Genomic DNA, 19,822 nt, shown 5'->3' with positions numbered 1-19,822 from the left:
AATTTAAAAATAAGGCTATATTTGTTTTACAAAAACTTTACAATTATGTCATTTTCAGAATTATTTGATAGCGAATTCAAGCAAAGAAACAAAGGACACTTTTCTGCTATTGTTCGTGTAGCTTTGGCTGATGGAGTTGTTTATCCAGAAGAAAAAGCCTTTTTAGATAAACTTGCTTCTCGTTTAGAAATTACAGAATCGGAATATGAAGAAATTCTTAGCGATCCATTAAAATATCCGATCAATCCACCTTATTCATATGTTCAGCGTTTAGAACGCCTATATGATTTAACAAGAATGGTTCATGTTGATCATCATCTTGAAGACAAACAAGAAGTATTATTGAAAAAAATAAGTGTTGCGCTAGGATTCACACCAAGCAACGTAGACTATATCATTGCAAAAGCATTGTCGTTGGTTGACAATAAAGTAGATGCAGATACTTTTATTTACGAAATGCAGCATATGCATAAATAGTATTCAGTTTTTGTACTGAAACTTGACTGTGAATGAAAATAAAAAAAACAAACCCGACAAGTTTAAAAAAACTGTCGGGTTTAATGTTTATAGTCAAAAATAATTTGAAACCTGAAACTTGAAACGAAAAAAACTTAATTCGCTTCAGCCATAAATTCCTCAGCTTTTTCTACCATATTATAACTTCCACAGAAGAAAGGCACTCTTTGATGCAATTCAGTTGGCTGGATTTCCATAATTCTTCCGAAACCATCTGTTGCTTTTCCTCCTGCTTGTTCTGCCAAAAATGCCATTGGATTACATTCGTAAAGCAAACGTAACTTCCCTTTCGGTGCTTTTGAACTTGTTGGATAAATATAAATTCCGCCTTTAATCATATTTCGATGAAAATCGGCTACCAGACTTCCGATATATCTTGAAGTATACGGTCTGTCTCCTTCTTCTTTCTGGCAGTATTTAATGTAATTTTTTACTCCTTGCGGAAAATGAACATAATTTCCTTCGTTTACCGAATAAATATTTCCATTTTCTGGAAACTTCATATTTGGATGCGAAAGATAAAAAGTACCTATTGCTGGGTTCAATGTAAAACCATTTACCCCGTGCCCAGTTGTATACACAAGCATCGTCGAAGTTCCATAAATTACATAGCCTGCTGCAACTTGATTGATTCCCGGTTGTAAAAAATCCTCGCTAGTTACCGGAGTTCCTATTGGAGTTACTCTTCTGAAAACAGAAAAGATAGTTCCCACAGAAACATTTACATCAATGTTTGAAGATCCGTCAAGCGGATCCATTAAGATCACGTACTTATTATTATGACTGTTGTCGCTCCCCTGAACAGTAATAAAATCGTCGTTTTCTTCAGAAGCAATACCACAGACAATCTCACGGTTTATTAACGTTTGGATAAATACTTCGTTTGCATAGACATCTAATTTTTGCTGGTCTTCACCTTGAATATTCTGTTCGCCTGCGGCTCCCACAATATCTACTAAACCCGCTTGGTTTACTTTATGATTGACCACTTTTGCTGCCAATCGAATAGAGTTGATAATTCGCGAGAGTTCTCCCGACGAATACTGAAATGCTTTTTGGTTCTCAATAATAAACTCTCCCAGTGTTTTATTGCGTTCTTCCATTTCTAAATCGTTATAGTTTTATTTTTAAGTCACAAATATCGCTTATTTTGTGAGAATGATTTAAAAATTATGTTGTTAGTTTGCTACTATTGTATATTTGCTAATAATCTGCAAAAAGCACTAGCTAAAATGAAGCTTTTTTAGATATTAAATAGTTAAAAATAGGAATATATGAATATTAGAAAAGGAAATCCTGAAGACATGAAATCGGTGTTAGGGCTTATTCAGGAGCTGGCTATATTCGAAAAAGAACCTGATGCGGTTGTCATTACAGAGGAAGATTTAGTGCGTGACGGTTTTGGCGAAAAACCATTATTTAATGTTTTTGTCGCAGAGATCGAAAACGAAGAAAAACAAAAAGAAATTGTTGGAATAGCATTGTATTATTATCGCTATTCTACCTGGAAAGGAAAGACAATTCATCTTGAAGATTTGATTGTAAAAGAAAAGATGCGAGGCACAGGTTTAGGTTCTGCACTTTACGCTGAAATCATGAAACAAGGAAAAAGAGATAATGTTAGAAGAGTCGAATGGAATGTTTTGGCTTGGAATACGCCAGCAGTGAATTTTTATAAAAATTCGGGCGCAAAAATCCTTGACGATTGGCAGGTCGTTCAAATGGATGAAGCTGGAGTTAATGCATTCTTAGAAAAATTATAAAAAAAATATTTAGCCACAGATTATACGGATTAAAAAGATTTTAAAATCTGTGTAAATCATTTTAATCTGTGGCAGAAGACAAAATACTAGGTTTCGGTTGGAATCTGAAATCTAAAATCTAAAAAATCTAAAATTAAAAATGAGAGTATTTAAATTTGGTGGTGCATCGGTAAAAGATGCAGATGGAATTAAAAACGTGTATGACGTTTTGCAAAAAGTGGGTTATGAAGACGTGATTTTAGTAGTTTCTGCGATGGGAAAAACTACAAATGCTCTCGAAGTTGTAATCAAGAATTACTTTGAAAAATCGACAGAATTAAATGCTTCTGTTCAAGAAATTAAAAAATACCACAATCAAATCTTATTGGATTTGTTTGAAGATGAGAGTCATGCGGTTTTTGCAGCTGTAAATGCACAGTTTGACGAATTAGAGTACTTCTTAGCTCACAATAAATCTCCAAACTACAACTTTGTTTACGATCAAGTTGTAAGTTTTGGTGAGTTGATTTCGACTAATATATTAAGCCACTATATGAATTTTAGAGGAATTCAGACGCAATGGCTTGATGTTCGTAATTTCATTAAAACCAATGCAAACTACAGAGATGCAGAAGTTGATTGGGAAGTTACGCAGCAAAACATCAGTAAAAATGTACCTAGAAAACAATTAAACATTACTCAAGGTTTCTTAGGTGCTGACGAAAACAACTTTACGACTACTCTTGGCCGTGAGGGTTCTGATTATACTGCCGGAATTTTTGCTTATTGCTTAAATGCTGAAAGTGTAACAATTTGGAAAGATGTTCCTGGAGTTATGAATGCCGATCCTCGTTATTTCGAAAATGCAAGTCTTTTGAATCAGATTTCATATCGTGAAGCTATCGAATTAGCATTTTACGGAGCAACGGTTATTCACCCAAAAACATTACAACCGCTACAGAAAAAAGAAATTCCACTATACGTAAAATCCTTTATCAACCCATTATTAAAAGGAACTTGCGTTTCTAAAGGCGTAGATTTAGAACCGCAATATCCATGTTTTATTGTAAAAAGAGAACAGCTTTTAATTTCGCTTTCATCAATTGATTTCTCTTTCATTATGGAAGAAAATATTAGTGAAATTTTCGGTCTATTCCACGAATTCAAAATCAAAGTAAATTTGATTCAGAACTCAGCAATTAGTTTCTCTGTTTGTGTGGAAGATAAATTTGGAAATTTCCCAGAATTGAATGCCATTCTTTCTAAAAAATTCAAAGTAGAATATAGCGAAAATGTAACCTTATATACAATCCGTCACTTTACAGAAGAGGCAGCGCAGACTGTTGAAGCTAACAAAGAAGTTTTATTGAAGCAAGTTAGCCGCGAAACGATGCAGATTGTTACTAAAGAATTGATCTAATATTGCTTTATAAAAGGTAATTATTTAATTCAAAAATTATTGAAAAGGCTTCACTTAATTAGTGAAGCCTTTTTTATTTCGAAAGAATTTTCTTTATTTAATCATTTTTTGATTATATTTACTTTCTTTATAAAGAACTCAAAATGAGCAAAAAAGGCTTTTTATTAGTTTTCATTATTCTTGGCTTATTATACATCAGTATATCTTTAAGTCCATTACTTGCAAAAGACATAAAAGACATTTCTTATTCAGATTTTAGATTGGTAATCGGTCCGTTTTTATCTACAATTGCAATTCTTATAACCTATACACAACTGAAAAGAAGAAAAGCCAACAAACAATAGCAATATTTCTGTCAGTTCTTAAGTGAGAAATCAAAAACCATCCTACAAAAAACAATTGGCATAACTATTCTAACAATTGGTTTTAAAGAATATAGAATCCTAATTCACTCTTCTCTACAGCATTATTTATACTTATTTAAACATCATCTCAAAAACACATACAATCATGGTCGAAATTTTTAGAGGTTCTTATATTGAATCTATGAATATTAAAAATTTATTGGAAAATAACGGCATTTCTGTTTTTATTGCTAACGAATACATGTCAAATATTCAGCCATGGTCTGTTTCTGCTGGAGGGAATAGTCCCGCAGTTTTAAAAGTTCAAGAAAAAGATATCGCTGACAGCAAAAAAATAATTGACAGTTACAACCGAGGAGAATATAATTTACCTGTATAGTTGCACTTTAGGTTTCCAATTTAATATATATTGTAAAATTTGTATCTTTATGTAATGTCTTACAATCGAGAACCATCTGAAGAAGAAAAAAACAATTGGCATAATGATCCAGATAAGTGGATTTGGGGAATGTTTTATTATAATCCAGAGGACCCAAGATTATTTCCGCCAAAAAAAATTAAAGAATTTGGTTGGACGACCAACTTTGCAAATCCAAATTCAGTACTCGTTATGATTATACTAATTTTAGTATTGTTAATCTTCATATTGTTTGCTCATTAATATCTATCAAACAATTGTTATATAAGAAATTAAAACTAAAATTGCCGACACAACAATTCCCAATTATAAATACTACTTTTGGCTTTTTAGAGTTAAAGTATTTATGTTGAAAAAATTACTTTTTTTAACGGTTTTCTTCTGGTTTTCTGCGCTTCAGGCTCAGGAAACTGAATCGCTGTACAAAACCAAAAAAGTAATCGTTTCAAAAGACACTATTCGCCTTGAAAAAGCCTCTATAAATTCTGGATTTTTTCAAATTCTGAATACTAAAAATGAACCTATCGATTCAACTTCTTATAAGGTTGATTTCCAAAAAGGATATTTACTTTTAAATGAAAGTTTCCAATCGATTTCAGATACTTTAATTGTTAATTATCTTAATTATCCAGATCTCTTAACTAGAGAATACAGTCTTTACAAATCGGATCAGATTGTAAGCGGTGATGTTGGAACAGACAAATTATACCGAATAGACAATAACTCAAACGCTAAAAAAGTAACGCCTTTTGATGGTCTAGAAACTTCTGGAAGCATTACACGTGGCATTACGGTTGGTAATAATCAAAGTACGGTTTTAAACTCCAATTTAGATCTACAGATTACAGGAAAACTTTCAGAAAAAGTGAGCTTAAGGGCTTCACTTCAGGACAATAATATTCCGTTGCAAGATGGCGGATATTCACAAAAACTCGATCAGTTTGACAATATTTTTATCGAACTTTTCAGCGATGATTGGAACATTCGCGCCGGCGATGTGTTTTTAGAAAATAGAAAAACCCAATTTTTAGGCTTTAATAAAAAGGTTCAAGGACTCTCTGCCAACTTTGATTTTGATACTGAAAAAAGCAAAACCAATGTTTTTGCTTCGGTCGCTTTTGTAAAAGGACAATATGCCAAAAGTACTTTTACAGGTCAGGAAGGCAATCAAGGTCCGTACAAATTAAAAGGTCAGAATGGCGAATTGTATGTTCTTGTTATTTCTGGTTCGGAACGCGTTTATGTAAACGGCGTTTTGCTAAAACGTGGCGAAAACAACGATTATGTGATTGATTACAACGCGGGAGAAATTGTCTTTACTTCGCTTTTTACCATCACTTCGGAAATGCGTATTAATGTCGAATATCAATATTCAGAACGAAATTACAACCGATTAGTTACTTACGCTGGTGCAACTCATGAAAATAAAAATTGGAGTTTTGGCGGTTATTTGTATTCAGAAAATGATATGAAAAATCAGCCTTTGCAACAAAATCTTTCTCCAGAACAAGTTCAGATTTTAAGTCAAGCTGGAGATGATATTAATTTGATGAAAGCACCTTCCGCCTATGAAGATACTTATGCCGAGAATAAAATTTTGTACAAAAAAATACTAATCAATTCGGTTGAAGTTTATGAATATTCGAATAATCCTGCCGATGTTTTGTACAATGTAAGATTTAGCCAAGTTGGTGCAAATGCCGGAAATTATATCATTCAAAACAATAATTCTGTTGAACGTATTTATCAATATGTAGAACCTGCAAATGGAATTCTGCAAGGAAACTACGAGCCAATTGTACAGCTTGTCGCACCAATGAAACTTCAGGTGGCAACTTTTTTAGGAAAATACAATCCGAACGAAAAAACGTTGGTCGATTTTGAATTGGCTGTTAGCAATAATGATCAGAATTTATTTTCTGGAATTGATGATGCAAATAATGAAGGAGTGGCTTTTAAAACCAATCTTAAAAAACGTCTTTTTTCGAGAAGCTGGAATTTAGACGCTTTCGCGAATTATCAATATGTCCAGCAGAATTTTAAATCGGTTGAGCGTTTGTATAATATCGAATTTAATCGTGATTGGAATTTAACTGGAACTCTTTATGGCAATCAAAGTCTTTTGGTTACAGGTTTAAATTTTGATTTATTTTCGAAAAAAGAAACTTCAAATATTGGTTTGCTGACTTATCAATTTGAAAAATTAGATTACAGCGAAAGCTATTCTGGAGCGAGGCATACAACAAACGCTTTATTCAAATTGAAAAATTGGACGATTGAAAACAACGGAAGTTTTCTAAATTCTGACGCCACAGCTTCGACTTCAAAATTCATTAGAAATCAAACCAGAACCAAATATCACTTTGGAAAAAATTGGGTTGGAGGAACTATGCAATTGGAAGATAATCAGGAAAAAGATAAAGTTACGAATCAGTTTTCGGCTTTAAGCCAAAGATTTTCAGAATATGGCGTATTTACAGGACGTGGCGACAGTACTAAAGTTTTTGTTGAAGTCGGTTTTCTCCAAAGACGAAATGATAGTTTGCAAAATGGATTATTACAGCATGTCAATAATTCTCAGACGTATTATTTAAAATCAAAACTGATTCAGAACAAAACAACCGATTTGGCGGTTTATGTTAGTTATCGAAATTTAGATTTTATGGATAAATCAAGACAGAACGAACCTTCATTAAATTCGAGAATTTTATACAACGATCGTTTTTTTAACCAACTAATGCAACTCGGAACGGCTTATGAAACGAGTTCGGGAACTATCGCGCAACAGGAATTCACTTATGTAGAAGTTCCGACCGGCCAAGGAGTTTATACTTGGAATGATTATAACGGAAACGGAATTCAGGAATTGGAAGAATTTGAAGTTGCCGTTTATCAGGATCAGGCACGCTATGTGAGAGTATTTTTGCCGAATCAGATTTATATTAAAACCAATCAAAATAAGTTTTCGCAGTCTTTAACTCTGAATCCGCTGCAATGGCAAAATGAAAAAGGATTTAAAAAACTGCTGTCTTATTTTTACAACCAGACTTCTTTTATAATGGATCGAAAGGTCAAAAGTGATGGCGAAAAGCTAGAACTCAATCCCTTTGATTCCTCAGAAGAAAATATTTTAGGACTGAATTCAAGTTTTAGAAACAGCTTATTTTACAACCGAGGCAAACAAAAACATTCGATTACGTATTCCTATCTTATAAATAAAGGAAAAAGTCTGCTTTCTGTTGGTTCTCAGCATGTGCAGAATTATTCGCATCAAATTCAGTACACCCATTTATACCAAAATAGCTGGCTGTTTAATTTCTTCACCAAAACCATAAAAACCGATTTGGTTTCAAAAGATTTTGTAGAGAAAAATTATGATATTCAAGGCTGGCAGCTGGCACCAAAAGTCAGTTATTTATTTTCTAAAAACACCAAACTGGACTTCTTTTATGAGCTTCAAAACAAAAAAAATCAAATTGGAAATCTCGAAACTTTAGCCCAAAACAGAATCGGAACTTCTTTTTCTTATGCAGGCGAAAAGAAAGTTACGGTTAATGGAGAATTCTCTTTTTATGAAAATAAATTTAACGGAAATGAGTTTTCATCTGTTGGTTTTCAGATGCTAGAAGGACTTCAGGCAGGATCAAATTTGGTCTGGAAACTACTTCTGCAAAAGAACATTACGTCTTTTTTGGATGTTAATTTAAATTATCAAGGTAGAAAAAGTGAAACTGGAAATACCGTTCATACAGGAAATGTTCAGCTTCGTGCATATTTTTAATGTGATACGAAAAAGATGACAATAAATTGCGTAATTTTAATTGAAATTTAAACATATAACCTTATGAAAAAATTAGTATTGTTCTGTTTAATGGTTGCTTTCTCTTCTAATTTTTACGCACAGGAAACAACTGCAAAAACTACAAAAAGTAAAACAGAAGCTTCGGCAAAAAAAGCAAAAACAAGCGCAGATAAAGCTTCAGCTGATGCAAAAAAAGAAGCTACAAAATCTAAAAAAGCGGCAGATGACGCAAAAGCTGCTTCAACAAAAGCCAAAAAAGAATCTGCAGACGCAGCTAAAAAGACTGCCGACAAACAAGCGACAAAAGCTAAAGCAGATGCAAAAAAAGCTACTGTAGAATCTGATAAAGCAAAAAGTACTGCAGACAAAGCAAAAAGCACAGCAGACAAAACCAAAGCAGATGCTAAAAAAACAGCCGCAAAAGCTGACGCAACAAAGAAAGATGCCACCGCTGCTAAAAAATCGGCTACTAAAACTTTAAAAGAAACAAACGAAAAAGCACCTTCTGTTCCAGACAAAGTAACTGGCGAGTACAATGGTAAAAAAGTATATACTGGCCCAAGAGGCGGTAAATACTACATTAACAAAAATGGAAATAAAACTTATATTCAGGATTAAGCAAAGGTGCTGAGGGACTAAGGTTCTGAGGTGCTAAGATTTAATACGAGATTTTGAAGCCGAACTTAAGTTCGGCTTTTTTATTCAATCCAATAAAACTTAGAGCCTTAGTTCCTTAGCACCTCAGTACCTTAATCTTTGAACCTTAAATTAATAATTTAGTAATACCTTCGAAATAACATAAAAAACATATTTTTCTATCTTCGTTTTTAAAACGTGTTAAAAATGAGCATTGATTATTCTGCGAATAAAACTATTTTAGTAGCTCCATTAAATTGGGGACTTGGACATGCCACTCGATGCATTCCTATTATCAAAGCGCTTCAAGAGAATAATTATATTCCGATTATTGCCTCCGATGGCGTTGCGCTGGCTCTATTACGAAAAGAATTTCCTTATATACAAACTTTAGAATTGCCTTCTTATCATATTGAATATGCAAAGAATGGCAAAAACTTTAAATGGAAGCTGATTAAAAATCTTCCGAAAATGATTACTGCTGTTTTGGATGAGAAAAAAATGGTGAATCATTGGATTAAAAAGCATGGTATTGATGGAATAATCTCAGATAACAGATTGGGTGTTTTCAGCAAAAAAGTGCCTTCGGTTTTTATGACGCATCAATTGAATGTAATGACAGGAAATACAACTTGGTTTACGAGTAAGTGTCATCAGTATTTTATTAAAAAATATAATGAATGCTGGGTTCCTGATACTAACGAAAAAGTAAACTTAACGGGAGATTTGGGCCATTTAAAAAACAATGAGCTGAATCTAAAATATATTGGCCCGTTGAGTCGTATGAAGAAAAAGGATACTCCAAAAATATATGATTTGATGATTATATTGTCTGGACCTGAGCCTCAGCGCACTTTCTTGGATGAAAAACTGCAGAAAGAAACTGCAGCTTATCCTGGAAAAGTGGTTTTTGTACAGGGAAAGGTAGAAAAATCGCAAGAAAAATGGCAGGCTGGAAATGTTACCTATTATAATTTTATGAACTCGAAACAGCTTGAACAGACTTTTAATGAAAGTGAATTTGTATTGTGCCGATCTGGTTATACTACTGTAATGGATTTGGCAAAATTGGGTAAAAAAGCATTTTTTATTCCAACGCCTGGACAATATGAACAGGAATATCTGGCGATAAAACTTCAAGAAGAAAATCTTGTTCCTTATGCAATGCAAGACGACTTTAACATTGAAGATTTGTCAAAAGTAAACTCATTTAAAGGATTGTCTCAGTTTGAAAATAATATTGACTGGGATTCACTATTTAAGGTTTTTGAAGACAAAACAGCATAATTGCACGCTGATGAAGCAGATTTTATCTATTCTTCACTACAATAAAAAAACCTCCAGCTAAAGCTGGAGGCAATTAAGTTTTTTCTCAAATAAAAAATCAGTTTTTATCAGCGTCTTTGCGATAGCAAATCCGTTTAATCTGTGTCCTTTTTAGAAGTTAAACTGCACTTGCATTCTAAGTACATTTCCTTGCTGTCTGTTTACTGGCAAAACGCTGTCTTCAAAAGTTCGGTCTGCTACTACATATTCTGCAGTTAATTCTAAGGCTTTAATTGGCTGCCATTCTACACCAAATTCAAAATCCCTTACTACGTAACTTCTAGCATCTTTTTCGTATTTTTTTCCTCCGTCATAATATTGAAATTTGGCGAAAGGATAAATATGCTGTTTTTTAATATCCCATTTATAGTTTAACAAAACATAACCTCCGTTCAAATCGGTTTGATCAATTGTATTGGTAAGGGTATTGTATCGAGGCCCAGTACCAATATTGTATTCGGTTTGAATTCCGAATGGTCTTGGATATAAAACGAAAGTAGCTCCAACGCGCTGATCTTTTACATATTGAGGATCATTAACAGTAACTCCTGGCGAAACTTCTCCTGTAAAAGCCCATTTTCCGGTATAAGCCTGAATGCCTGGTTCTATAATTTGACTTCCAATAACAAAAGGGTAAGTTACTCTCGCCACCACATTTAAGTCTCTGTTTCCGTCCAATTTATTAGCAATCTGACCATTGTAAACACCGAAGGCAAAAACACCATAATCTCCAGAACCTTTATAGCCATCCTTAACAAGCATTTCAAAACGCTGTCTAATTTCAGCTGGAGCCCAATAAAAGAATATTCCTAAATCACGTTCATTTAAGATTGAAGAGTTAATTGCATCAGCGCGGTCTAAAGTTAAACGCTGTGAACTTGACTGCATATTTTCAAATCCATATGGAATTTTGCTTTGTCCAACACGAACACGATATTCTCTTTTTTTATCAAAAGAAAGATCAAAATACAAGTCACGAATCTGTACGAAGTTATTAATTCCGCTTGACGGTGAACTCGCAAAATCGGGCTGAAAATAGAAAAATACATTTGGATGCACTTGCCCAGAAAATACTAAACGAGCACGGCGAATAAAAAGTCCGTTGTTTGCTTTTGCATCTGGAGCTGTAGAAGTTGTTCCCCAAGATCTGTCACATTGCTCACAAGAAACTTTATCATTTGTAGAAAACAGACCATTATATCTAATTTGTGCATAACCTCGAAGAGAGATTCTATCGTACCAATGTTCTTCAACTCCTCCTCCAGATTTAGTCTCTGGAAGTTTTGCTTTGTTGATAGAATCTAAAATACGCATTACTTCGTTTTTTACATCCTGTTTATTTAATTCTTGTTTATTTGTTTCTTGCGCATTGGCTGCACAAGCTAACAGTAATAAAACGGCTAAAAATTTTCTTTTTATCATTAGTTCTGTAATTCCCTTAATTTCAGGATGCAAAGATGGAGCACCTATGTTAAGAAATCATTAACCAGATGTTACTATAATAAAAATTTAATGTTATGGCCTAAATCAGAATGTTTATTTATCGTTAAACACCCCTGTTTCAGGGCTTTTAATTGATTTGAGATTACATTTATTTAATCTCAGCTTTTGACGATTTATTCGCTTTTTCGAGCGTAAAAGAGAACTCAGAACCAATTCCGAACTCACTTTCTACATAAACTTTCTCTTTATGAGCTTCAATAATATGCTTTACAATTGCCAAACCTAAACCAGAACCGCCTTCAGATCGAGTTCCACTTTTGTCCACTCTATAAAAGCGTTCAAAAAGTCTCGGAATATTTTGTTTTTCCACACCTTCGCCATTATCACTAATACGAATTAAAACTTTTTTCTTGGTTAAGTTTACAACTCCAACTTCTGTCAAACCGCCTTCTTTTCCGTATTTAATCGAGTTCACAATTAGATTTTCCAGCACTTGCTGAATTCTATCCTGATCACCTCTAATGATAACCGACTTTACATTTTTACTTTCAAAAGCCAGTTTGATTTTCTTTTTGTCTGCTTTCATTTCAAGCAGTTCAAAAACATTCTCTATCAATTCGACAATATCAAAATCAGTCATATTCAAATCCAAATCTCCCGATTCTAACTTTGTAATCATGTCTAGATCTTCTACTATATAGATAAGACGCTCTACTCCTTTTTCGGCGCGTTTTAAATATTTTTTTCTAATATTTTTATCATCCATTGCTCCGTCAAGCAAAGTTGAGACGTAACCTTGAACAGTAAATAAAGGAGTTTTCAATTCGTGAGAAACGTTTCCTAAAAACTCTCTTCTATACTGTTCACGTATTTCGAGCATTTCGATTTCCAATTTTTTATCGGTCGCAAATTTTTTCACTTCACGCGAAAGCGTTTCCATATCTGTATTAATCGGCTGATTAATCAACGTTGTTGATTCTAACAGCGAAACCTCATCGTAAATTTTCTTTACTCTTCTATAAATAAATCGTTCTACACGATATTGCAAAACCAAAAAAGAGAATACATAGACTGCAATAATGAAAATGATTCCAAACGCAACTTGATGTTTTAATTGATTTTTATAAAATAACGACATTAATATCAGTACAAATCCCGTTGTAAATAGACTGATATACAATGCCGATTTTATGGCGAATTTGTATGTTTTTTTAAAATTAATTTTCATTGAAAAAATTGAACCATTAAGAAATTAAGAAAATTAAGCTTTGCTTTTAAGTTATTTTCTTTTGAGTGAATCAAAAAACAAAAAAGGAATAACTCAAAAACCATATAAGAAAATGAAGATTTTAGCTTCAATTCTTATATGGTTTAAATGTATTGAATATTTTTAAAAGAATTTGAAAGGGTTTAAATCTTTGCCAAAATTCTAAAATCACTTATCAACTGAGTATCTTAGAACCTTAGCATCTTAAAATCTAAACCTCAAATTTATAACCAACACCTTTTATGGTTTTAAAAAGGTCTTCGCCTATTTTTTCGCGCAGTTTTCTGATGTGAACATCGATTGTTCTTCCGCCGACCACAACTTCGTTACCCCAAACTTTATCCAAGATTTCATCTCTTTTAAAAACTTTCCCTGGTTTTGAAGCCAATAGATAAAATAATTCGAATTCTTTTCTTGGCAAAGCAATTTCTACATTGCCTTTTATGATTTTGTATTCCTCACGGTTAATCTCGATTCCGCCTACATTCAAAGTATCTGTAACAACTTCTTGTTCTTTTAACCTTCTTAACAGCGCCTTTACTTTTGAGACCAATAATTTTGGTTTAATTGGCTTAGTAATATAGTCATCGGCACCTGCATCAAAACCAGCTACTTGAGAATAATCTTCGCTTCTTGCTGTAAGGAATGTTATGATAACATTATTTAATTCTGGAATTTTTCTAATATGCTCGCAAGCCTCCATTCCGTCCATTTCTGCCATCATCACGTCCATAATGATTAGTTCTGGCAACTCTTTCTGTGCTTTTGCTATAGCATCTTTTCCGTTAGAAGCTGTAACAATCTGATAGCCTTCCTGAGCAAGGTTATAGCCAACGATTTCTAAGATATCTGGTTCGTCGTCAACTAATAAAATCTTAGTTTGTGTTTTTTTCATAAATAGCAAAAATTGAGATTTTTATATCGAAACTTCTTCATTAAACATTCGATATTTCTTATTTCACAGGGTAAATATACTAACAAAAGAACCTTTAAAAAATGGTGTTAACCGTAATTTAATCTCGTAACAATTTGATAATCTTAACAACACAAAAACATAACAAGTCGGTAACATGGACTTCACAGAGCGGTTCTTTCTTTGCACAAAAATAATTAAGACACAAACACAACACTGAAAAAAATGAAATTCAATTTAAGATTTCTCTTTATTGCATTATTTATCTGTACGATTTCGATCGCGCAAAACAAAGGTACGATTTCTGGAGTTCTGACTGACAAAGACATGAACAACGCAGCTCTGCCATTTGCTAATGTTTTAGTTAAAGGTACAAATATTAGCGTAAATACCGACGTTGACGGAAAATATTCGTTAAGCGTAAATCCTGGAAATTATACTTTAATTTTTAGTTTCTTAGGATATGAATCTGTTGAAGCTCCGGTTGCTGTTAAAGCAAACGAAACTGTAACAGTTAACCAAGGGCTTTCTTCTGGAAGTTATACTCTTAAAGATGTAGTGGTAAAATCTTCTGCAGGGAGTAAACAAAAAGAGTCAGCATTATTATTAGAACAAAAAAATGCTGTAGATATTAAACAATCTATTGGTGCACAAGAGCTTTCTAGGAAAGGAGTTAGTGATGTTGCCGCAGCTGTTTCTAAAACTACTGGTATTACAAAACAAGAAGGTTCTGGAAATATTTTCGTAAGAGGTTTAGGTGACCGTTACAATTCTACAACAATGAACGGATTGCCAATTCCATCAAATGATCCAGAAAAGAAAAACATCAATCTTGAAATTTTCTCTACAGATATCTTAGAGTATGTTTCTATCGACAAAGTTTACAGCAGTAAATTGTATGGAGATTTTGCTGGAGGTAACGTAGATATCATTTCAAAAGACTACAAAGGAAACGGATATTTTAAAATTGAAATGGGTTCTAATGTAAACACAAACGCATTAGCCGAAAAAGATTTTAAATTACAAAAAGGAATTAACAGCTTTGGTTTTGACAATCCTTCTATTCCAAACAATCCCCTAACTCAATATAACTATAACACTTTGCAGATGGACGGGAAAAATCCTATCGCAGGTTCACTAGGCATATCAGGAGGAAAATCTTTTAATGTTGGTGATGGAGGAAAATTAAGTTTCTTCGCAACTGCAAATTTCAGTAATGAGTACAACTCAATCCGTAACGCTACTGCAAAAGGTGGAGTAAACGGTGCTGGAGTTGCAAACAAAGATTTCTACTCTTATACTGACATGGGGTATCAAACAAACTCTACAGGTTTATTAAATGTTGGCTACAAAATTAATTCAGACAACAAAGTAAGTTTTAACACTGTATATATTAACACTTCATCTCAATCTAAAGAAGAATATGCTGGATACATTGTAGATCTTGCTAATAACGGAAATGGTTTGATTCGTCGTTTTAACTACGAGAAAAATAGTCTTTGGATCAACCAATTGCTTGGAGAGCATAAATTAAGTGATAGATCTAAATTAAACTGGGGAGCATCTTACAACATTATTGATGGGTCTATGCCAGATAGAGCACAAAACACTTTTAGAAATGAGCCAACCGGTTATGTATTATCTTCTATCTCTAGACCAGACAACCACAGATATTTCCAAAAACTAAAAGAAGACGAGTTGGCAGGTAATCTTTCTGTAGATTACAAATTCAACAAAAATTCTGATGATGAATACAAAGGAAAATTCACATTAGGGGCAAGTGGAAGAATTAAAAACAGAAACTTTGAAGCTTCTCAATTTAACTTCTTATCTCAGCCAGGTTATACAAACACGATTGTTGACCCAAACAACTTAGATTTGTTTTACAACGAAACAAACTTAAACAACGGATATTTCAACATTTCTACTTTTAGAGGAAACTCTCAAGTACCAAATGCCTTAGATCCTCAAACTTATGATGGTAAACAAACAATCTTTGGAGGTTATTTAAACACAGAATACAAATTCAATCCAAAATTAACAGCTGTTTTAGGTTTACGCGCAGAATCGATTGTTCAAAATGTAGATTGGAATACACAGTTAGGAGATGTTGGAAGTGACGAATTAAGCAAAGTAGCATTCTTACCAAGCTTAACAATGAAATATGAATTGAACGAAAAACAAAATTTACGTTTCGGTTTTAGTAAAACATACACATTACCTCAATTTAAAGAAAGAGCATTATTTGTTTACGAAGAAGTACTACAAGTAAAAGTGGGTAATCCTTACTTATACGAATCTGATGATTACAACTTAGATATTAAATGGGAAATGTTCCCAAAAAGCGATGAATTAATTTCGTTTACAGCTTTTGGAAAATACATTGTTAATCCAATGAATGAAGTTACAATTGCTTCTTCTTCAAATGACATTTCTTACATCAATACAGGAGATTATGGATATGTAGCAGGGGCTGAAGTTGAGTACCGTAAAATGCTTTTCAATTTTGATGAAGTAAATGCAAAAAAATTATCTGCTGGTATTAATGCATCTTATTTACATACAAGCCAAGAGTTAAACGCAGACAAAGTTGACAGAGAAACAGATTACCAAGTTGTATTTACAAATACTAAAAGTCAATTTACAGGAGCCTCAGATTTATTGTTAAATGCAGACCTTTCTTACTTAGCAGAATGGGAAAATGATAGAAGTTTAAACACAACTGTTGCTTATTCTTATTTCTCAGATCGTATCAACGCAATCGGAACAAACGGAAGGGGCGATTTAGTTGACAAAGCTTTTGGTTCATTAGACTTTATTGCTAAATCAAAATTGAATAAAAACCTTGGATTAGATTTAGTTGTAAAAAATATTCTTGATCCAAAAATCAATAGAGTACAAGAAAATGCTTCTGGAGATGTAAATGTTTTATCGTACAAAAAAGGATTAGGATTAAGCTTTAAACTTAATTACACTTTCTAATCAAATAAAACAATCAATTATAGACAAGAGGTCAGTTTTAACAACTGACCTCTTTTTATTTTTAACATAAAACCGCGCTGGCTCTGGTCTTGCAAAAACAGTTTATTTTCAATTTACAAACATAACATTTACTTAATATTAAATACGTTTTTTATTAAACTAACAATCATGGTTTCTTAACATCTAAAAAAGATTTCTATTCCATCTTTGCCTCAAGAAATTAAACACAAAAATTACAACACAATTATGAAAAACTCAATTGTAAAATTAATTGGAATTGTTACTTTATCTGCAGGTTTATTCACAAGCTGCTCTAGTAGTGACGACAACAACAAACCATCATCTTCATTTGTTGTTAACGCAAATGATTTTAAAGGTACAATCACTGACGGAGAAGTAGTTCTTGATGCAGGAACAACTTACAAACTAACAGGAAAAATTCAAGTTAACTCTGGCGCTACTCTTACTATTCCTGCTGGAACAGTAATTCAAGGAGTTGGAGGAACATCTGCTTATATCGCAATCGCACAAGGAGGTAAAATCAACGTAAACGGTACAGCTGCAAAACCTGTTATCATGACATCTGGTTTAGCTACTAAAGCTGCTGGAGACTGGGGTGGATTAGTAATCTGCGGTAAAGCTCCTATTAACCGTACAACTGGAGGTGCAGGAACTGCTCAATCTGAGGTTGCTGACTTAACTTATGGTGGAACTGTTGCTAACGATAACTCTGGAGTTATTAGATTCTTAAGAATCGAGTATGCTGGAGCTGCTTTTAACACTGAAAAAGAATTCAACGCACTTTCTTTCTTCGGAGTTGGTTCAGGAACAGTTGTTGAAAACGTGCAAGCTTTCCACGGTTCTGATGACGGATTCGAATTCTTCGGTGGAACTGTAAATACTTCTAACTTAGTTGCTATTGGTAACGAAGATGATCAATTTGACTGGACTGAAGGATGGTCAGGAACAAACACAAACTGGTACGGTAAATTAGCTTTCGGAAAAGGAAACAGAGGAATTGAAGCTGATAACTTCGAATTAGGATACGCTAATACTCCAATCGCTAATCCAACAATCACTAACATGACTCTTATTGGACCTGGAAGTGCTGCAGATGCAACTGTATACACTGAAAATCAAGGTATCAAATTCAGAAGAGGAACTAAAGGTCAAGTTTCTAACGTTGTATTAAGCGGATGGAAAACTGGTATCGATGTTGAAAACGATGAAACTATCGCTTTTGTACCATCAGCTTTAAAAGTTTCAAACGTACTATATATTGCTGATGTAGCAACAAAAACAAAAGGAAAGAAAACAGACGGAACTTCTGCTGATGTAGCTGCTGTATCTGTAGAATCTGCTACTGCAACTGGAGCTGGAGCTGGTGTTGCTCAACCAACATGGGCTGCTGGATGGACAGTAGGTTTCTAATTACTTCGAACACATAATGTTAAAAACATCCTAATTCTTTAGGATGTTTTTTTTTGGCGTCATTTTTGTAATTTTTTTTGTATATTTACAGTAATCAAATACATGCGATGGCAAAAAACTACTTTTATATTACTTTCTTATTGGCATTTTTCTTCACTCTAAGCGTTTCAGCTCAAGACAGTAAGCAATTACCAAAAACTCAAGAATCTACTTCTATCGAGGGTCTTAGCTTGTATCCTAACCCAGTGACAAATGGAAAAGTCTACATATCATCTAAAAACGATTTAGAGAAAGAAATTATTGTGTTTGACATTCTAGGCAAAAAAGTACTGCAAGCACATTTAGTATCAAGAGAGCTAAGCGTTTCAGAATTACCGCCAGGTGTTTACATCATCAAAATAAGCGAACAAAACGCATCGGCAACACGAAAACTCATTATACGATAAAAGCTCCTTTGGAGCTTTTTTTAGTTTTAAATATCCGTCACAATACAATTTATATACTTTACTGAAAACCGTGACTGAATACTGCGACTGAACGCTAAATATAATATCTTTGCAAAAAAAAGTTTTGATTACAGCCAGCGATATCTTCACCATTTCAAGTCAGAAACAATTTGAAAAAATAGCATTAAAAGTGTTTCGTTTTCAGCATGAGAATAACAAAGTGTATCGTGAATTCTGTGATTTTTTAAATGTTAATCCACAACAGGTAAAATCACTGCCGCAAATTCCTTTTTTACCCATTCAGTTTTTCAAAAGTCACAATGTAGTTTCTAATACAGATCCTGCACAAGTAACTTTTACCAGCAGCGGTACAACTGGGATGATTACCAGCAGGCATTTAGTGACCGATGTTTCCCTATACGAGGAAAGTTACCGCAAAGGATTTTCTCAGTTTTACGGCAATATCGAAGATTACGTTGTTTTAGCGCTTTTGCCGTCATATTTAGAACGTGAAGGCTCTTCGTTGATTTATATGGTAGAAGATCTTATAAAACTCTCTAATCAGCCTGAAAGTGGGTTTTATTTGCATAATCACGACGACCTTATCAAAAAACTTCTTGAATTGGACGAAGCAGGCCAAAATGTAATCTTAATTGGGGTTACGTATGCTTTATTAGATTTAATCGAAAAACATCAATTCAACCTTCAAAATACCATTATTATGGAAACTGGAGGAATGAAGGGAAAACGCAAAGAAATGATTCGTGAAGAACTACACGACATTTTATGCAAAGGTTTTGGCGTTTCATCCATTCATTCAGAATACGGAATGACAGAGCTTTTAGCGCAAGCTTATTCTTTAGGCGAAGGTGTTTTCGAATGTCCGTCTTGGATGCATATTTTAGTTCGAGATCCAGAAGACGCTCTCACTTACGTGAATGATGGAAAAACTGGCGGAATTAATGTAATTGATTTAGCCAACATTAATTCATGTTCCTTTATTGCTACGCAGGATTTAGGCAAAAAATATTCCAACAACTCTTTCGAGGTATTGGGACGTTTTGATAATTCTGATATTCGCGGTTGTAATTTGATGGTATTATAGTTTAATCGTT

At 33.6% G+C, this 19,822-nt stretch carries 17 protein-coding genes; 13 read left to right on the top strand and 4 right to left on the bottom strand.

Annotated features, from left to right (window positions below):
• Positions 1–45 precede the first annotated feature (45 nt).
• Positions 46–477: a TerB family tellurite resistance protein gene (locus tag ABXT06_RS12285; protein ID WP_177211913.1), complete on the top strand. Its 432-nt coding sequence runs from the start codon at positions 46–48 to the stop codon at positions 475–477.
• 134 nt (positions 478–611) lie between these two features.
• Here the strand turns inward: ABXT06_RS12285 and fbp are convergent, their stop codons facing one another.
• Positions 612–1,619: a class 1 fructose-bisphosphatase gene (gene fbp / locus ABXT06_RS12280; protein WP_354591020.1), complete on the bottom strand. Its 1,008-nt coding sequence runs from the start codon at positions 1,617–1,619 to the stop codon at positions 612–614.
• Between the two features lie 171 nt (positions 1,620–1,790).
• Between fbp and ABXT06_RS12275 the strand changes: the two genes are divergently transcribed.
• From ABXT06_RS12275 to ABXT06_RS12240, 8 genes are all read left to right on the top strand, one after another.
• Complete coding sequence (locus tag ABXT06_RS12275) at positions 1,791–2,279, top strand: GNAT family N-acetyltransferase (RefSeq protein ID WP_160783128.1); 489 nt, start codon at positions 1,791–1,793, stop codon at positions 2,277–2,279.
• Between the two features lie 139 nt (positions 2,280–2,418).
• The gene (locus tag ABXT06_RS12270) at positions 2,419–3,678 is read left to right on the top strand and encodes an aspartate kinase (RefSeq protein WP_354591019.1); all 1,260 of its coding nucleotides are present in this window, start codon (positions 2,419–2,421) and stop codon (positions 3,676–3,678) included.
• A 143-nt stretch (positions 3,679–3,821) separates the two neighbouring features.
• Positions 3,822–4,022, top strand: a complete 201-nt coding sequence (locus ABXT06_RS12265) for a hypothetical protein (protein WP_354591018.1) — start codon at positions 3,822–3,824, stop codon at positions 4,020–4,022.
• Positions 4,023–4,188: 166 nt separating this feature from the next.
• Positions 4,189–4,422 (top strand): putative signal transducing protein, encoded by a 234-nt coding sequence (locus tag ABXT06_RS12260; protein ID WP_354591017.1) that lies wholly within the window; start codon positions 4,189–4,191, stop codon positions 4,420–4,422.
• 54 nt (positions 4,423–4,476) lie between these two features.
• Complete coding sequence (locus ABXT06_RS12255; RefSeq protein WP_354591016.1) at positions 4,477–4,704, top strand: hypothetical protein; 228 nt, start codon at positions 4,477–4,479, stop codon at positions 4,702–4,704.
• A 103-nt stretch (positions 4,705–4,807) separates the two neighbouring features.
• The gene (locus tag ABXT06_RS12250; RefSeq protein ID WP_354591015.1) at positions 4,808–8,242 is read left to right on the top strand and encodes a DUF8818 domain-containing protein; all 3,435 of its coding nucleotides are present in this window, start codon (positions 4,808–4,810) and stop codon (positions 8,240–8,242) included.
• A gap of 63 nt (positions 8,243–8,305) precedes the next feature.
• Positions 8,306–8,881 carry a hypothetical protein gene (locus ABXT06_RS12245; RefSeq protein WP_354591014.1) on the top strand — a complete coding sequence of 192 codons (576 nt, stop codon included), beginning with the start codon at positions 8,306–8,308 and terminating at the stop codon, positions 8,879–8,881.
• Between the two features lie 225 nt (positions 8,882–9,106).
• Complete coding sequence (locus tag ABXT06_RS12240) at positions 9,107–10,186, top strand: glycosyltransferase (RefSeq protein ID WP_354591013.1); 1,080 nt, start codon at positions 9,107–9,109, stop codon at positions 10,184–10,186.
• Between the two features lie 150 nt (positions 10,187–10,336).
• On the opposite strand, the gene ABXT06_RS12235 is transcribed toward ABXT06_RS12240, so the two are convergent.
• From ABXT06_RS12235 to ABXT06_RS12225, 3 genes are all read right to left on the bottom strand, one after another.
• The gene (locus ABXT06_RS12235) at positions 10,337–11,647 is read right to left on the bottom strand and encodes a porin (protein ID WP_354591012.1); all 1,311 of its coding nucleotides are present in this window, start codon (positions 11,645–11,647) and stop codon (positions 10,337–10,339) included.
• Positions 11,648–11,816: 169 nt separating this feature from the next.
• Entirely contained in the window at positions 11,817–12,896 is a 1,080-nt protein-coding gene (locus ABXT06_RS12230; RefSeq protein WP_354591011.1) for a sensor histidine kinase, read from the bottom strand.
• A gap of 250 nt (positions 12,897–13,146) precedes the next feature.
• On the bottom strand, positions 13,147–13,830 hold the full coding sequence (locus ABXT06_RS12225) for a response regulator transcription factor (protein ID WP_008465097.1): 684 nt from the start codon (positions 13,828–13,830) through the stop codon (positions 13,147–13,149).
• Between the two features lie 243 nt (positions 13,831–14,073).
• Between ABXT06_RS12225 and ABXT06_RS12220 the strand changes: the two genes are divergently transcribed.
• From ABXT06_RS12220 to ABXT06_RS12205, 4 genes are all read left to right on the top strand, one after another.
• Positions 14,074–16,830: a TonB-dependent receptor gene (locus tag ABXT06_RS12220; RefSeq protein WP_354591010.1), complete on the top strand. Its 2,757-nt coding sequence runs from the start codon at positions 14,074–14,076 to the stop codon at positions 16,828–16,830.
• Positions 16,831–17,076: 246 nt separating this feature from the next.
• Entirely contained in the window at positions 17,077–18,261 is a 1,185-nt protein-coding gene (locus ABXT06_RS12215) for a beta-helix domain-containing protein (RefSeq protein WP_354591009.1), read from the top strand.
• A 107-nt stretch (positions 18,262–18,368) separates the two neighbouring features.
• A complete protein-coding gene (locus ABXT06_RS12210) occupies positions 18,369–18,707 on the top strand; it encodes a T9SS type A sorting domain-containing protein (protein ID WP_354591008.1) in 339 nt (112 codons plus the stop codon).
• 124 nt (positions 18,708–18,831) lie between these two features.
• Entirely contained in the window at positions 18,832–19,812 is a 981-nt protein-coding gene (locus ABXT06_RS12205) for a LuxE/PaaK family acyltransferase (RefSeq protein ID WP_354591059.1), read from the top strand.
• Positions 19,813–19,822 lie beyond the last annotated feature (10 nt).

Source organism: Flavobacterium sp. UW10123 (genome assembly GCF_040538975.1).
Taxonomy (GTDB): domain Bacteria; phylum Bacteroidota; class Bacteroidia; order Flavobacteriales; family Flavobacteriaceae; genus Flavobacterium.
Note: the sequence above shows the minus strand (reverse complement) of the source record. Positions and strands in the feature narration are given on the sequence as shown.

What these genes read in the sequence shown, in the direction of transcription:
- ABXT06_RS12260 (WP_354591017.1), top strand. Translation starts at nt 4,189, where the DNA reads ATGGTCGAAATTTTTAGAGGTTCTTATATTGAATCTATGAATATTAAA.
- fbp (WP_354591020.1), bottom strand. Translation starts at nt 1,619, where the DNA reads ATGGAAGAACGCAATAAAACACTGGGAGAGTTTATTATTGAGAACCAA.
- ABXT06_RS12210 (WP_354591008.1), top strand. Translation starts at nt 18,369, where the DNA reads ATGGCAAAAAACTACTTTTATATTACTTTCTTATTGGCATTTTTCTTC.
- ABXT06_RS12270 (WP_354591019.1), top strand. Translation starts at nt 2,419, where the DNA reads ATGAGAGTATTTAAATTTGGTGGTGCATCGGTAAAAGATGCAGATGGA.
- ABXT06_RS12285 (WP_177211913.1), top strand. Translation starts at nt 46, where the DNA reads ATGTCATTTTCAGAATTATTTGATAGCGAATTCAAGCAAAGAAACAAA.
- ABXT06_RS12255 (WP_354591016.1), top strand. Translation starts at nt 4,477, where the DNA reads ATGTCTTACAATCGAGAACCATCTGAAGAAGAAAAAAACAATTGGCAT.
- ABXT06_RS12225 (WP_008465097.1), bottom strand. Translation starts at nt 13,830, where the DNA reads ATGAAAAAAACACAAACTAAGATTTTATTAGTTGACGACGAACCAGAT.
- ABXT06_RS12240 (WP_354591013.1), top strand. Translation starts at nt 9,107, where the DNA reads ATGAGCATTGATTATTCTGCGAATAAAACTATTTTAGTAGCTCCATTA.
- ABXT06_RS12220 (WP_354591010.1), top strand. Translation starts at nt 14,074, where the DNA reads ATGAAATTCAATTTAAGATTTCTCTTTATTGCATTATTTATCTGTACG.
- ABXT06_RS12230 (WP_354591011.1), bottom strand. Translation starts at nt 12,896, where the DNA reads ATGAAAATTAATTTTAAAAAAACATACAAATTCGCCATAAAATCGGCA.
- ABXT06_RS12235 (WP_354591012.1), bottom strand. Translation starts at nt 11,647, where the DNA reads ATGATAAAAAGAAAATTTTTAGCCGTTTTATTACTGTTAGCTTGTGCA.
- ABXT06_RS12265 (WP_354591018.1), top strand. Translation starts at nt 3,822, where the DNA reads ATGAGCAAAAAAGGCTTTTTATTAGTTTTCATTATTCTTGGCTTATTA.
- ABXT06_RS12275 (WP_160783128.1), top strand. Translation starts at nt 1,791, where the DNA reads ATGAATATTAGAAAAGGAAATCCTGAAGACATGAAATCGGTGTTAGGG.
- ABXT06_RS12215 (WP_354591009.1), top strand. Translation starts at nt 17,077, where the DNA reads ATGAAAAACTCAATTGTAAAATTAATTGGAATTGTTACTTTATCTGCA.
- ABXT06_RS12250 (WP_354591015.1), top strand. Translation starts at nt 4,808, where the DNA reads ATGTTGAAAAAATTACTTTTTTTAACGGTTTTCTTCTGGTTTTCTGCG.
- ABXT06_RS12245 (WP_354591014.1), top strand. Translation starts at nt 8,306, where the DNA reads ATGAAAAAATTAGTATTGTTCTGTTTAATGGTTGCTTTCTCTTCTAAT.